The organism is Candidatus Bathyarchaeia archaeon (assembly GCA_041447175.1).
GTDB lineage: Archaea > Thermoproteota > Bathyarchaeia > Bathyarchaeales > Bathycorpusculaceae > JADGNF01.
The window spans coordinates 2,360,263-2,373,477 of record CP166960.1; the positions used below are offsets into that span (position 1 = coordinate 2,360,263).

Sequence of the window (13,215 nt, forward strand, 5' to 3'; positions counted from 1 at the left end):
AACAGATGGGGTTATTTGATTTTGTCGCCGATTCTGGTGCGCAGCATAGCTAGACCCAGTCCGATGAAGGGCAGGGTCCAGACGTCAATCTGCATCGCCGAATCCAAGTTGCCGCTGGTAAACGAGTAAGCCACATAAACTGCATAGTAGACTCCAATCATTACCAAAGACAACCCAAACCACCAAACGGACTCACCCTTGTTTTTAGCCAGAAAATACGCCCCTGGAACCGCAAACACAACTGCCAAAGACATAGCCGTTAACGAAACCAGAAAACCCCACGACGTTGCGCCTCGCAAAAGGAATTCGCTGCCGATTACGGCGATTTGGTCAAACCAGCGAAACACGCTGTTAAACCACAACGCCGCAATGTATGCTACGCCTGCGATGCCTATCCACTTGAGCATCTGGGTGCCTTTGCTGTAGTCGCGAACCTTAAAACTCAAAATCAGCAACGCTGACCCCGCAAACGCTGCCTCCAACAGGTACGCCGCGCCCAGAAAGTTCCAGCCTAACCCCAGCCACCACAACCCCGACGGAAACAGCAAAATAAAATATGTTCCCTCCAGGAACAGGGCTGCTTCCACTAGGCGTTCAAGCTGGACCTGTGATAAGTTGATGCCGCCGCCCCAAACTGTGAAGCCGACAGCCATGGCGAAGATAACGGCGCAGAAACGAGAAATGAGCCCTGCAAAGGAGGATATGAACATGCCTAGGTTGCCGTTGTAGATGTCGGGTTTTCCTAAGAGGACATTGTAGAGGTGTTCAAAGTTTGAGGGCAACAGGAAAACCACCCAGATAAGCAGGGAACAAAAGCTTGCGAAGACAAGAATTTTGAGGTTACGGCTTGCGGTGACCACTGGTTAGGTTCTCCAAGTTGTTTATGGTTTTGGGTTATTTTTTGTTTCCGTACCTCTGACAAAAAGCGTCACCAGACGGAAAAACCGAGCATACGCGTTGGGCACGTTTTTTGGCGTTTGCCCCATTAACCAAAACCATAATGTCTCGGATTTTGCTAAACGACTCTGTTTTTCCGTCTTCCCGTTTCCGCGTAACCTTAATGCAGTCATCGACCATGCAGCTTAAAACGCACGCGTCACAGTGCAGGCATAGGTCTTCGATTACTTCCACGCCGCTGTTGCTCCAGTAAAGCGCGTTTGTGGGGCACACTTTTATGCACAGTTTGCATTGACCGCCCACACAGGTGTATTTGTTGATGGTTATGGTGCCTTCGGGGTAGCGGTCTTGGTCTTTGTATTTGGTGGTTTCCAACAGTTCTTGGCGTTGGGTTTTCTGTGGCGTTTGCGGTTTTTCTTCTTCCTTGGCTGGTGTGCTTTCGGAAAGCATGTCAAATATGTCTATGGTGGAAGAATCTTTCGGCATCTTGGTTAATCCTTAGGCTTATCCGTGGTTAGAGTTTATGCGTTTGCCGAATTATAATTACTTATCCCAACAAACTCTTAGGAATCTTCGTGCAAAGCCCTTATACAGCCGTTCGTCCAAATCTAAACGTGGTGAACCTCATGTGCGAGTTTAATGTAGTCCTAAATGGAAAAACCGAGTTTAAAGATGTGGTTTACGCCAAATCTGAAGGCAACAACGTTGTAGTCAAAAACGTGTTAGGCGAAGCCAAAGAATTCCAAAACTGCGTCATAACCGAAGTGGACGTGAACCAAACAAAACTGGTTTTAACCCCAACTCCTTAAAACACTTTTTACCTTTAGCTCAAATCCACGTTTTCTGTTTATTGCTCGTTCGTTCAAAGGGTCTTCTTTAGTGTACTCAAGTTGAAAACGGTGTTGGAGCAACCATTCTTCAACAGCGGAACTGATTGACCCGTCACATCCATACTTGTCAATAACTCCATCGACATCTTCACCTCTTCTCCACACGCCACACCCACAACACCTTCATACTTATGTGTCTTTAGAATTTTGGGCACACAGGAACCCCCAGGCAAAACATAAACGTCGTAGCCTTTCTCCTTGGCGATTTGGCTGGCTTGGTTTACGTCGCAGTCTGGGCTGCATTGTGCACAGACGTAACTGGGTATGCTGCTGTCAAAAGTGGCTTTGCAGCGGCTATCCATGTATTTACGGCTGCAATGCGGTAGGAAAAGTGCCCTCTTTTTAGTTTGAAGAAACTTGGTTCTTTGCATCAGGTTCAATGCTTGAATGTCAATGAGGTCCTGAATGAGAACCAGTGAGTCTTGAAAGTCAAGCCCCGTTGCTTCTTGGATTTTAAATTTGCCGATGATATCTTTGAGGGTATTGATGAAAACCTTGTGAACCCCTCGCTCATAGCTGGCTAAGGCTATTTCTGCAAAAAAGCGATGTGGCGTTTTTGAGATGTCAAAAGTGAACTTGTAGGGCATATTTAAAGAATGATTTCTCGGGTTTAAAAATATCTCTGTAGCTTTGTGTTCTTAATTTGGATTCGTTGAAAGCTGCGTTTTCTGCACATTTTGTAGGGAAACTTTTTCTTTTGGGAGGTCCTCTAAAAGTTCATGCAGTGCCTTTGCTTCTTCCCGCATTTGACCAACTTCCATTTCTAAGGTTGCGAGGCGTGATTCGGCAGTTTTGCGCATTCCTTCAATTTCAACCATTAAACGTGCCCTTTCCGCTTCTAACGCCTTAATTTTTTCCCTCAAATCCCTCAGTGTCAACTTGAGCTCCTCTCTTATGCGTTCTATTCGTTCTATTCGGTTTTTAACGTTTGCTGCTGGCGTTGCTAAAAATCCCCGTTCTTTATGCTTCTTTAGTTTAGGTGGGTTTTAAAATTTGGGGTTTTTCTGCACAAAAGTAATGAACCTGATTTCTGTTTGTTTATGTATGGCTACTATGCCTGTAGACCTAAGCATTCTTGAAATTGATGGCGTCTGGTTTGCGGCGGCACTGGACAGGCAGCATGTTTTAGCCACAAGCTTTAGCCACGACAAAACCAAGACCCTGCAAAAATTGGCTCAAAGTTTACCCAAAAGCACGCAGCTGCACGTTACCTCTGGCGTTTGTGGGTTGGCAGGAAAAGTCTTGGCAGCCATGGAGCAGGTCTACGACGGTAAATCAACCGCAGAAGACCTTGCTTTGTCGTTGGAGCGTTTGCCCGAATACACGCAACGTGTGCTTCGAGCCGTTAACCGAATTCCCGCGGGGTATGTTGCTTCTTATGGTGGTGTGGCTGAGGCTGTGGGTGGAGGTGCACGCGCTGTTGGAAACGTTATGGCTTCAAACCCCTTTGCGCCTCTTATTCCCTGCCACAGAGTTGTAACCTCAAGTTTGGGGCTTGGTGGTTATGGAGGAGGTTTGCGGGCGAAAGTGGAGCTTTTGATGCGGGAAAGGCGCGGGTTTGCCCAGCCGGCTGAGGTTGTGGTTGATGGTGGTGGGGTTTTGAGGGTTTTTCCTGTAGAGTTTGTGCTCCGAAAACTCGAGAAGCAAACTCTTGTTTAAGACTCAACAACCATGCCCCAGAGTTATAGGTTGGTTGGGTCAAAATGGTTAAAAGTTAACTTGCAAATCTTCAAGTGAGCAACAGATGCGTATAGGCTTTATCGTAAACCCCATTGCGGGTATGGGCGGCAGAGTCGGCTTGAAAGGCACCGACGGGGTTCTTCAAAAAGCGCTCGCTAAGGGGGCTCAGCCTGTTGCACCTCAACGGGCAAAGGAGTTTTTGGAGGCGCTCAAACAGCGCATGGGCAACTACCAAATTGATGTGTTCTGCTGTCCCGCAAACATGGGCGCAGACGAAGCTCAAGCCGCAGACTTGTCCTTTCAAATTTTACCTATGACTCTTGGTGAAGAGACCAATGCATGTGACACGGAAACCGCGGTCAAACAGCTACACCTGGCAAACGTAGACCTCATTGTTTTTGTTGGTGGAGACGGAACAGCCCGAGACATCCTAAACGCCTCTCACAACACAGTTCCCGTGCTGGGCGTTCCTTCGGGCGTGAAAATGTACAGCGGCATATTCGCCGTAAACCCAAAAGACGCGGCAGAAGCCGTTGTGGCGTTTGTAGAGCACCGCGCCGAACTTGTGGATTTTGAGATCATGGATGCCGACGAGGAAGCTATCCGCAATGATGTTTTTGACGTGAAACTGTACGGTTATCTGAAGGGGCTTTCGATTCCTGCATTAGTGCAGGGCAGTAAAGAGGTTTCGCCCGAAACGGTTGATGAAAAGGCGCAGCAAAAAGCCATAGCCCGATACATCGCCGAGGAAATGCCCAAAGACGCCATCTTAATTCTTGGACCAGGAACAACCGTGGAATCCATCGCCCAAGAGTTAGGTGTGAAAAAGACGGTTCTGGGCGTAGACATTTACCATGATGGCAAGGTTGTTTTGGATGCTGACGAGAAAACCCTGCTGGAAGCCGTCCCTGATTGGGATAAAACTTGGCTTGTTTTGTCGCCAATAGGGCATCAAGGCATCTTGCTGGGCAGGGGCAACCAGCAAATCAGCCCCCAAGTAATCAAAAAGGTTGGCAAGAACAAGATGCTCGTAGTGGCAACAATAGGCAAATTGCGGGGCATCGAAGGCAAGGCGCTTAGAGTTGACACGGGCAACACAGAAGTGGACAGCCTGCTCAAGGGCAACATTCGCGTGATAACCGATTACCAGATGGGCGTACAAATCCCAATCCAATAACTTATGGCAGCAGTTTGGAGTGTTGCTGCGTTAGGGTTATATTGCTGCTAAACGAATCAACTCTGAGACCTAAAATGTCAGACGTTGGAGTTACAGTCAAAAAAAGCGAAGACTTCTCAGAATGGTACACAGAAGTCATTCTAAAGTCAGGCTTAGCTGACTACGCCCCCATCAAGGGCTGCATGATTATCCGCGAAGACGCCATCGCCATGTGGGAGAACATCCAAGAAATCCTCAACAAAAAAATCCGCGCCACAGGGCACCGCAACGTGTACTTCCCCCTGTTCATCCCTGAGGGCTTCCTTAAAAAAGAAGCCGAACACTTCGAAGGCTTCACACCCGAAGTTGCTTGGGTCACGCAAGGCGGCGACAGCCCACTGGAGGAGAAGCTGGCAGTGCGACCCACGTCTGAAACCATCATGTACGCAACCTTCGCCAAGTGGATCCGTAGCTGGCGTGACCTGCCTCTCAAAATTAATCAATGGTGTAATATTGTGCGGTGGGAAACCAAAGCCACCAAACTGTTTCTGCGCACCCGCGAGTTTCTCTGGCAAGAAGGCCACACTGCCCACGCCAGCAAAGAGGAAGCCGAAGCCGAAGTCCTGTATGCCCTCCAAGAATACCGCGACATCATGGAAAACTACCTTGCAATCCCCGTGCTTGTCGGAGTGAAAAGTGAAAGCGAAAAATTTGCCGGTGCCGACTACACCACCGCATTAGAAGCTATGATGCCCGACGGCAAAGCGTTGCAGATGGGAACCAGCCACAACCTTGGACAGCATTTCGCGCACGTTTTCGACATCAAATACATCGGCGAGGACGAAAACGACCACTTGGTCTGGCAGACTAGCTGGGGCATCACTACTCGAACCATCGGTGCCTTGGTCATGATTCACGGTGATGACCGTGGACTGGTGCTCCCGCCCAAAATCGCCCCTATTCATGTGGTTGTTGTGCCTATCCCCTACAAGGGCGCTGAACCTGCCGCGATAGTGGCTAAAGCCAAAGAAGTCGCCGACAAACTTACCCAAGCTGGCTTAACGGTAATTGTGGATGACCGACAGGAGTACACGCCGGGCTGGAAATTCAACCAGTGGGAACTTAAAGGCGTACCCGTCCGCATCGAGATTGGTCCCCGCGACCTCAAACAAGGCCAAGTTACTCTGGCAAGGCGCGACACCTACCAAAAAAGCTTTGTCAAAGAAGCCGAAGCCATCTCAGCCGTGCAAACCCTGCTACAGGACATCCAGCAAAACCTCTTCGAAAAAGCTCAGGCAAATCTTAAGCAGCAAACCACCGCCGTCAAAACCTACGAGGAATTCAAAGCCACGGTCGCTGGCAAAGGCGGTTTTGTTAAGGCGGCGTGGTGTGGCAACGCAAACTGCGAAGCAAAAATCAAGGAGGAAACAGGCGCCACGGTCAGGGTGATTCCCTTCGAGAAAGAAACGCCCCAGACGGACTGCATATACTGCGGGCAGAAAGCCAAAGATGTAGCTTACTTTGCCCGAAGCTACTAAAACCCTTTTAATGGGTGAGTTGCTGGGCTACCTCCGACAAACCCAGCCTCTCCAAAGTCGCCTCTTTCGGAACCCCCTTTTCGTTCCAGCCCCGTTTGGCATAGTAGTTTTGCAGCAGTGCATCATATTTTTGTCGGTTCAGCTTTTCGCCCGCCAGTTCACCTTCTGTCAAGGCTTCCTCGAACCACCTTGCAGGCGGAACATCCATCTGGCTTGACCATTCCCCGTTGTGTTCGCGTATCCAAAAAGCCCGAACCAAGTTAAAAACCCGCTCCGAAATCAAAATGAACTTCTCCCATGAGTAGTCTTGCCCTGTGGCGGAGTGAAGGAATTTGGGGTACCATTCGCGGTCAAGCCCCAAGTTAATCATCGGAAAACGGCAAACGCCAAGGCACTCAAAGATACCTCGCAGGTTCTGGGTGGCAACTAAATGTTCAGCTTTCTCTTCCCCATAACCCAAACGGTCATGTTGCGTCTCCCAAGCCAAAACCCAAGCGTCCTTGTGGTGCGCTCCGATGGGGCTGGTTCCGTACGCTAAAGCCATCTCAGGCGCGGCGCGGCAGTCATATGCGCTCACTTCTAACCCCTTCACATGCATCGCCCACCGCGCGGAGTCTCCGCCGATTTTTGCTGCGGCTGCCCGCACGCCTTCAGCCAGAACCTCTCCTAAGCCGCGCCGAAATGCTATGTCTTCGCAGAGGGTTTTTGCGTGCTCAAAGTTGCCCCACCTATAATTCTGGGGGATTAAGCCTTTCTGTGAGGCTTCCATGGCAAACCCAATTACGCTGCCCAAAGAAATCGTGTCTAACCCAAACTCATCTGCGATGCGGTTTAAGGCGGAAACCTGCGCCAAGTTGCCTAAACCGATGTTGCTACCCAGCATCGCAATGTTCTCGTAATCCAGCTCGGACTCGCAGTTTTGGGCGTCTTTGACGACGTTGCCACAAGTCATGTTACAATTGGGGCACCCACGATTCGCTACCTTAATTGCTTCAGCGGCGTAACCGTTGATTTTCTCAGCTTCAGCAAACGTGCCCTTTTGGTAGTTGCGGGTTGGCAAGGCACTGTTGATGTTTGCCCAATCCATCGTGCCCAACGTTCCCACGCGTTTCCACGTTTTATAGTTGGGTCTGGTGAGAATTTCCTTAAACCCCGCCCTCCCCTGAGCCTTAAGCTCATCAGGATAAGCCGCCTGAAGCGTCCTTGAGCCTTCTATGACCAGTGCTTTAAGGTTTTTTGAACCCATAACCGCGCCGATGCCCGGTCTGCCGCCAGCCCTGCCCTCCTGCGAAACAACACAGGCAAACTTGACAAGGTTCTCTCCGCCCTGACCAATCGAAACAATGCCCCCTGTCCTACCGTAAGTCTGCCTTAGCTGACCTTCGGTTTCAAAACTGTTCTTTCCCCAAAGCTCTGCGGCATCTAAAAACTCCACATCGTCATCACAGACGTGCAGGATGGTGGGTTTTTCGGCTTTACCCTCGGCGATGATGGCGTCGTAGCCTGCCTTGCGAATTTGAACTGCGGCAAATGTGCCCAAGTTGCCATCGCCGTACCCGCCTGTCAAAGGGCTTTTTGATGCTACAATCAGTTTGCCGCTGTTGGGCAACGGAAACCCCGTTAGGGGTCCAGTGGCGAAGATGAGTTTGTTTGTGGGTGAGAGGGGTGGTGTTCCGGGGGGAAGGGTGTCCCAAAGGATTTTGGCTGCAAAGCCTCTGCCGCCCATGTAGTCAGAAGCAAAGCTGTTGCTGTAAGTTTCCACTAAGTGGGTACTGTTACTTAGGTTGACGCGTAGGAATTTGCCGTTCCATCCAAACATGTACGTTGCCTCAAAAGGTCCCTTGACAGTTAAGGGATGTGGGGAAATAAAAGTGTGCTGAATAACAAAGCGGGTTTCCCCAAAGGGACTCGCTACTTGTCCTTCCACAAACAAGGCATATCTCATGGTGTTTTGTGCTGTTTACGTATTGCTGCCTTAGGAAGTTTGCCGAAACAACAATTGAGTTTACAGCTAAAGTTAAGTATATGAATATCCAAAATACACTTCTGTTGAGGCAACTATATGCAGCGACGCATGAACCCTAGAGACACAAAACGCATGATGCAACGCATGGGCATGAACATGCAGGGTGTCGAAGACGTTGAAGAAGTAATCATCCGTACCCCCTCAAAAGAAATCGTTATCGAAGCCCCGGAAGTTGCCATAGTAAACCTGCAGGGACAAAAAATCTTCCAAGTAGCCGGCGGAAAAGTCTCTGAACGTGCACCCCAACACCAAACCCAAGCTGCTGTAGTCTCTGAAGAAGACGTGCAGCTGGTCTCAGGACAAACGGGCAAAAGCCTTGAGGAAGCCCGCAAAGCCCTCATAGAAAGCGAAGGTGACTTGGCAAAAGCCATACTGCTGCTGCAGTCCTAACCGCTAACGCGGTTTTATCCACAAGCACACGCTGCAAATTTAGGCGAAAACATGACCACAAACAAACCTGAACTTGCAGTTGTTGGACACTTCTCAAACGACCTTCTCAAGCTTCCCTCCAGACTGGAACCTTACACCGTGCTAGGCGGCGCTGTTGCTTACTCTTCTATTGTGGCTCAACGATTAGGCACACAGGTTTTGGTGATTTCTAAGGTAGGCTCAGATTTTCCTCCTGCATATCAAAGCCAACTTCTTAGCGAAGGCATAGACCTCTCAGGAGTCACCACTGCAGAAGAGGCGCGCACAACAAGTTTTGAGCTCACCTACAATGCAGACTTGTCAAGCCGAACGCTAAAACTAACCCGCCAAGGACCCCCCATCACCCTCAATGACCTCCCCCGCGCCTTATACGCGAAAGTGATTCACTTAGCACCCATAGCCGCAGAAATCTCCTACCCCGTCGTGGCGCATCTGAGGCAATGCTGTACCTGCCTATCCATTGACCCGCAAGGCATGACCCGACGCTTTGACCAAAACGGAAACGTCACCTGCGCCGCACAGATAGACCCGCGCATCCTGCCCCTAGTTGATGTTTACAAGTCATCTTTTGAGGAGCTTACGGCTTTGACCCAAGAATCCGACCTTGTAGCCGCCGTAAAAAAGATGCATACCTTAGGTCCCGAACTGGTCGTTGTTACTTTGGGTTCGCAGGGCGCAGTGCTATCAGTACACGGCAGAATCTCGTCTGTTGCAGCGTATGGGTCAAAGTCGGCAGTGGACCCGACAGGAGCGGGAGATGCCTTCATTGGCGCCTTTCTCTCGCAGCACATCCGACAAAAAACCCCGTTTTGGAGCGCATCTGTGGGTTCTGCTGCGTCTTCGCTGGTGGTTGAAGGCGTTGGAACAAACTTTTCCTTAGACCCGACTCAGGTAAATCAACGAGTTCACACAATTCAAGAAAAGAGACCTGCACGTAGTGCCCTGTAAGCTCAATACTGCTTTTATGCGGTTTAGAAGGTTGATATATGTTGCCCGCTTGTTGGCCACTTCGGCGGAACCCGGCGTGTTGCAGTTTCCATTTTGGCGATGTTGGGGATTTTGGCAATTTCTTCTTGGATTTCAAACTGCTGTTTGGTGTCTCTGACCATGGCGGTTACGTGGAGGTCAAAGTCTCCGCTTGTCTTTATGATTATGATAACATCGGGAATTTTAGTTAAGATGTCTATCACGTCGGCGTTTTGTTTTTGGAAGGCAAAGGCTATGCTGAAATCAAGGTTTGCCTGATACCCCAACTTTTCAGGGTTTATCTGGATTGAAACCTTCATGGCTCCGCTTTCAACTAGCTTTTGGTATCTTCGAATTACCGTGTCGGTGGAAAGCCCCAGCGATTGGGCGATTTTTCTAAACGACATTCGGCCGTCTTGAGAAAGTTTGTCTGTTATCTGCTTGTCTATATCGTCAGCGACAAAGGATTTCTGATTGTGGGGGATTTCTTGTGGTGGAGACTCAAAAACGGGTTGCCCCTCCTTTGGGGTGTATAACCGCAGGTTTTCAGGGTTGTTTTTCACATCTAACCAAAGGTCTGAACGCAGTTCAATAACTGAACTATGGAGCCTAACCGTTTCCTTGATTTGGTCTAAATCTTTGAGGTTTTTTAAGCTTGCAATAAGCCTTATGTTATATCTTGAATTATACTGTCGAATGGGCGCCAAATTAGGGATTTTTCTAACCCGCTCAAAAATACTTTCAACATGCTGCGATTCAACATTTAGCAGCACCGTCGTAACTGCGAGGTTTCCAAAAGCCGCAGAGTCAACTTGCGTTGTTGCCCCCGCAATGATGCCTGCTTTCTCCATTTTTGTGTAACATTTCCAAATTTTGTTTTTTGAAACGTCACATTCTTGGGCTATTTCGTCAAAGCTTTTCCGTCCGTCCCTGAGCAGGTCTTTGAGAATTTTGGCGTCTATGTCGTCAATTTTTAACAAAGCTCATCTGGTTAGAAATTTATGTGCACTTGCGATTTAAGCTTTCCGACAATTTAGCCATTTTTGGCTTGATTTTAAACATTTTGTCGGCTACCTGAGTTTTTCTTCACAACCCTTATATTCAAAATTTTATTCATTTTCATTCCACCAAATTTGGAGAGAGACGAGGTGAAAGTCTCCTTTTTTGGCGTAATGCCAGAAAGGGAGACCTAACAGGGGCTGAGTGGGCTCTGGGAGCGGTTACCTGATCTTGCTTGTCGGGTTTTCAATCTCCTATTTAGGGCAGAGCCCCAGCAGACCCTCCATTAGGTTCCAACAAAGAGTCGGGATTCGTCTTCATATCTTTTTGCTTAAAAATTTTAACTATTTATTAGAGTATTCATTGTTTTCCATTTGCCGTGTTTTTTTATCCTGCTTTGGGCGCGGTGGATTCGCAAGACCTATTAGGATTATGGCTATATTGGTAAACAGTCTCACTTATGTTGAGCTAGGTGTTAAACGTTGGGTCGTATCGATAAAGGCATGAAATGCAGCATTGGCGGCTGCAGCCGAGACGCAGAGAGGTCAATTCCGGTTGATAAAGCCAAGTCTGCAGGCTTAAAGGTGAATACAGCCGAAAAACGCGCTTACCTTTGCCACGAACACTATAAAGAATACAAGAAAAAATCAAAGAAAGATAAGACTCTTGAAAAATGGCGCTATGGCGCATAAGGACGTGAACAAAAATGCGCATTTTGCAGTTGCACTCTAATTTTATTACTTACACTCCTGTTCAAAAAGAAATCCAGACCGCTGAAGAAGCTGAAAAAAAAGAAAGCCGCGTGGAAGAAGTCGTAGTGCTTTTCACTGCCATCGAAGAAGGCGACACAGTTGACCTTGGGCAAAAAGCAATCGATGATGTCCGCGCGTTTTTGGGAAAACAGAAAACCAACCGCATCCTGATTTATCCGTTTGCGCACTTAAGCAGCAACTTAAGTAACCCCAACGAAGCCCTCAAAATCATAAAAGCCATGGAAGCCAACGCCAAAGAAAAAGGCATTGAAACTTATCGGGCTCCTTTTGGCTGGAACAAACAATTCACCATCTCAATCAAAGGGCATCCCCTAGCGGAGATGGCGCGGACATACAAAACAACCCCCGCTACGGTGCAAATGCAGCCTGAGAGCGCCCCCGCAACGAAGAAAGAGGAACCCGTTTCAGCAGCGTTGAAAGCCGAAGACAAAATGCAGTCCTTCTGGCATGTTCTCTTGACAGATGGCTCCTTGGTGCCCGTTGAAGAGTTCAAATTCAAAGGACACGCAAACTTGCAAAAATTTGCCACATACGAAATCAAGAAAGCCCGTGCTGTTAGCCAGATGCCTCCTCATGTACCGTTGATGAAGAGGCTGGAAATTGCCGACTATGAGCCAGGCAGTGACCCCGGCAACATCCGCTGGTACCCGAAAGGGCGCATGATAAAGTCACTGTTGGAGATGTACGTGACTCAGCGTGTGGCTGCTTACGGTGGAATGGAAGTGGAAACTCCAATAATGTATGACCTCAACCACCCAAGCCTCGCGAGTTACTTGAACCGTTTCCCCGCCCGCCAGTACATACTCAAATCTGAAGACAAAGAGCTCTTCCTGCGGTTCGCCGCCTGCTTTGGTCAATTCCTCATGGCGCATGACGCCCAGTTCAGCTACAAACAGCTCCCCATCAAACTCTATGAGTTAACTCGCTACAGCTTCCGCCGAGAAAAAAGCGGCGAAATCGTCGGCTTAAAACGCCTCCGAGCCTTCACCATGCCCGACTGTCACGCCATTTGCGCCGACCTCGAGCAAGCCAAACAGGAATTCAAAATCCGCTTTGACTTATGCATGAGCGTGCTAGAAAACATTGGTCTGGTCAAGGACGACTACGAGATCGCCATGCGCTTCACCAAGGACTTCTACGCCGAACACAAAGACTTCATAGCCGAAATCGCCGCTAAGTTCGGCAAACCCATGTTGGCAGAGGTTTGGAACGAGCGGTTCTTCTATTTCGCCCTCAAATGGGACCTCAACTTCGTGGATAATCAAGACAAAGCCGCCGCACTATCCACCGACCAAATCGACGTAGAAAACGCCAAACGCTACGGCATCACTTACGTTGACGAGAAAGGCGAAAAACAGTTCCCGCTGATTTTGCACTGCAGCCCAAGCGGCGCCATCGAACGCGACATCTACGCACTGCTGGAGAAAGCTTACCGCGAACAAATGAAAGGCAAAGCCCCAATGCTGCCCGTGTGGCTATCACCAACACAGGTAAGAATAATCCCCATATCCGACAAGTTCTTAGACAAGGTTGAGGAACTTGCCCAGAAAATCGAAGCAGCCAACGTCCGCGTAGACATTGATGATAGCGCTTCGACGCTGCAGAAGAAAATCCGCGCGGCAGAGCAGGAATGGGTGCCTTACATCGTTGTCGTTGGCGAGAAAGAAGTGGAGTCTGGAAACCTTTCAGTCCGGGACCGCGAAGTGCGGGGCTCCCAGCAGACCTTGACGGTTGAGGAGCTTATCGCAAAAGTTTCGGCGAAGACTACGGATAAGCCGTTTAAGCCTTTGCCGTTGCCACGAAACCTTAGCAAGCGTCCACTGTTTCACGGTTAAGTAAACGATTTCTATAGTTCATTGAC

The 13,215-nt window shown here is 49.0% G+C and carries 14 protein-coding genes; 8 read left to right on the plus strand and 6 right to left on the minus strand.

The genetic code is table 11. From position 1 onward, the window contains the following. Positions 1-11 precede the first annotated feature (11 nt). Both ACBZ72_12170 and ACBZ72_12175 read right to left on the minus strand, forming a co-directional pair. Positions 12-860, minus strand: a complete 849-nt coding sequence (locus tag ACBZ72_12170) for a hypothetical protein (protein XES76913.1) — start codon at positions 858-860, stop codon at positions 12-14. 34 nt (positions 861-894) lie between these two features. Next, a complete protein-coding gene (locus ACBZ72_12175) occupies positions 895-1,383 on the minus strand; it encodes a 4Fe-4S dicluster domain-containing protein (GenBank protein XES76914.1) in 489 nt (162 codons plus the stop codon). 140 nt (positions 1,384-1,523) lie between these two features. On the opposite strand from ACBZ72_12175, the gene ACBZ72_12180 reads away from it, so the two are divergent. Then, a complete protein-coding gene (locus ACBZ72_12180; protein XES76915.1) occupies positions 1,524-1,706 on the plus strand; it encodes a CooT family nickel-binding protein in 183 nt (60 codons plus the stop codon). A gap of 53 nt (positions 1,707-1,759) precedes the next feature. On the opposite strand, the gene ACBZ72_12185 is transcribed toward ACBZ72_12180, so the two are convergent. Both ACBZ72_12185 and ACBZ72_12190 read right to left on the minus strand, forming a co-directional pair. Beyond that, on the minus strand, positions 1,760-2,374 hold the full coding sequence (locus ACBZ72_12185; GenBank protein ID XES76916.1) for a DUF116 domain-containing protein: 615 nt from the start codon (positions 2,372-2,374) through the stop codon (positions 1,760-1,762). 51 nt (positions 2,375-2,425) lie between these two features. Next, entirely contained in the window at positions 2,426-2,605 is a 180-nt protein-coding gene (locus ACBZ72_12190) for a hypothetical protein (GenBank protein ID XES76917.1), read from the minus strand. A gap of 226 nt (positions 2,606-2,831) precedes the next feature. Here ACBZ72_12190 and ACBZ72_12195 point away from each other — a divergent pair, with 226 nt between their 5' ends. From ACBZ72_12195 to proS, 3 genes are all read left to right on the plus strand, one after another. Beyond that, on the plus strand, positions 2,832-3,446 hold the full coding sequence (locus tag ACBZ72_12195; GenBank protein XES76918.1) for a methylated-DNA--[protein]-cysteine S-methyltransferase: 615 nt from the start codon (positions 2,832-2,834) through the stop codon (positions 3,444-3,446). A gap of 85 nt (positions 3,447-3,531) precedes the next feature. Then, entirely contained in the window at positions 3,532-4,644 is a 1,113-nt protein-coding gene (locus ACBZ72_12200; GenBank protein ID XES76919.1) for an ATP-NAD kinase family protein, read from the plus strand. Positions 4,645-4,718: 74 nt separating this feature from the next. Further along, positions 4,719-6,161, plus strand: a complete 1,443-nt coding sequence (gene proS / locus ACBZ72_12205; protein ID XES76920.1) for a proline--tRNA ligase — start codon at positions 4,719-4,721, stop codon at positions 6,159-6,161. Between the two features lie 7 nt (positions 6,162-6,168). Here the strand turns inward: proS and ACBZ72_12210 are convergent, their stop codons facing one another. Further along, entirely contained in the window at positions 6,169-7,980 is a 1,812-nt protein-coding gene (locus ACBZ72_12210) for an aldehyde ferredoxin oxidoreductase family protein (protein XES76921.1), read from the minus strand. A 255-nt stretch (positions 7,981-8,235) separates the two neighbouring features. Between ACBZ72_12210 and ACBZ72_12215 the strand changes: the two genes are divergently transcribed. Next, positions 8,236-8,577 (plus strand): nascent polypeptide-associated complex protein, encoded by a 342-nt coding sequence (locus ACBZ72_12215; GenBank protein ID XES76922.1) that lies wholly within the window; start codon positions 8,236-8,238, stop codon positions 8,575-8,577. A 51-nt stretch (positions 8,578-8,628) separates the two neighbouring features. Then, the gene (locus ACBZ72_12220; protein ID XES76923.1) at positions 8,629-9,564 is read left to right on the plus strand and encodes a carbohydrate kinase family protein; all 936 of its coding nucleotides are present in this window, start codon (positions 8,629-8,631) and stop codon (positions 9,562-9,564) included. 23 nt (positions 9,565-9,587) lie between these two features. Here ACBZ72_12220 and ACBZ72_12225 read toward each other — a convergent pair whose 3' ends face one another. Then, positions 9,588-10,562 carry an Lrp/AsnC family transcriptional regulator gene (locus tag ACBZ72_12225; protein XES76924.1) on the minus strand — a complete coding sequence of 325 codons (975 nt, stop codon included), beginning with the start codon at positions 10,560-10,562 and terminating at the stop codon, positions 9,588-9,590. A gap of 501 nt (positions 10,563-11,063) precedes the next feature. Between ACBZ72_12225 and ACBZ72_12230 the strand changes: the two genes are divergently transcribed. Beyond that, on the plus strand, positions 11,064-11,273 hold the full coding sequence (locus ACBZ72_12230) for a hypothetical protein (GenBank protein ID XES76925.1): 210 nt from the start codon (positions 11,064-11,066) through the stop codon (positions 11,271-11,273). 14 nt (positions 11,274-11,287) lie between these two features. Further along, complete coding sequence (locus ACBZ72_12235) at positions 11,288-13,189, plus strand: threonine--tRNA ligase (protein ID XES76926.1); 1,902 nt, start codon at positions 11,288-11,290, stop codon at positions 13,187-13,189. Positions 13,190-13,215 lie beyond the last annotated feature (26 nt).

Excerpts from the sequence above, each read along its gene's own strand:
- ACBZ72_12195 (XES76918.1), top strand. The coding sequence starts at position 2,832 with ATGGCTACTATGCCTGTAGACCTAAGCATTCTTGAAATTGATGGCGTC.
- ACBZ72_12190 (XES76917.1), bottom strand. The coding sequence starts at position 2,605 with ATGGTTGAAATTGAAGGAATGCGCAAAACTGCCGAATCACGCCTCGCA.
- ACBZ72_12175 (XES76914.1), bottom strand. The coding sequence starts at position 1,383 with ATGCCGAAAGATTCTTCCACCATAGACATATTTGACATGCTTTCCGAA.
- ACBZ72_12180 (XES76915.1), top strand. The coding sequence starts at position 1,524 with ATGTGCGAGTTTAATGTAGTCCTAAATGGAAAAACCGAGTTTAAAGAT.
- ACBZ72_12235 (XES76926.1), top strand. The coding sequence starts at position 11,288 with ATGCGCATTTTGCAGTTGCACTCTAATTTTATTACTTACACTCCTGTT.
- ACBZ72_12215 (XES76922.1), top strand. The coding sequence starts at position 8,236 with ATGAACCCTAGAGACACAAAACGCATGATGCAACGCATGGGCATGAAC.
- ACBZ72_12220 (XES76923.1), top strand. The coding sequence starts at position 8,629 with ATGACCACAAACAAACCTGAACTTGCAGTTGTTGGACACTTCTCAAAC.
- proS (XES76920.1), top strand. The coding sequence starts at position 4,719 with ATGTCAGACGTTGGAGTTACAGTCAAAAAAAGCGAAGACTTCTCAGAA.
- ACBZ72_12200 (XES76919.1), top strand. The coding sequence starts at position 3,532 with ATGCGTATAGGCTTTATCGTAAACCCCATTGCGGGTATGGGCGGCAGA.
- ACBZ72_12185 (XES76916.1), bottom strand. The coding sequence starts at position 2,374 with ATGCCCTACAAGTTCACTTTTGACATCTCAAAAACGCCACATCGCTTT.
- ACBZ72_12210 (XES76921.1), bottom strand. The coding sequence starts at position 7,980 with ATGTTTGGATGGAACGGCAAATTCCTACGCGTCAACCTAAGTAACAGT.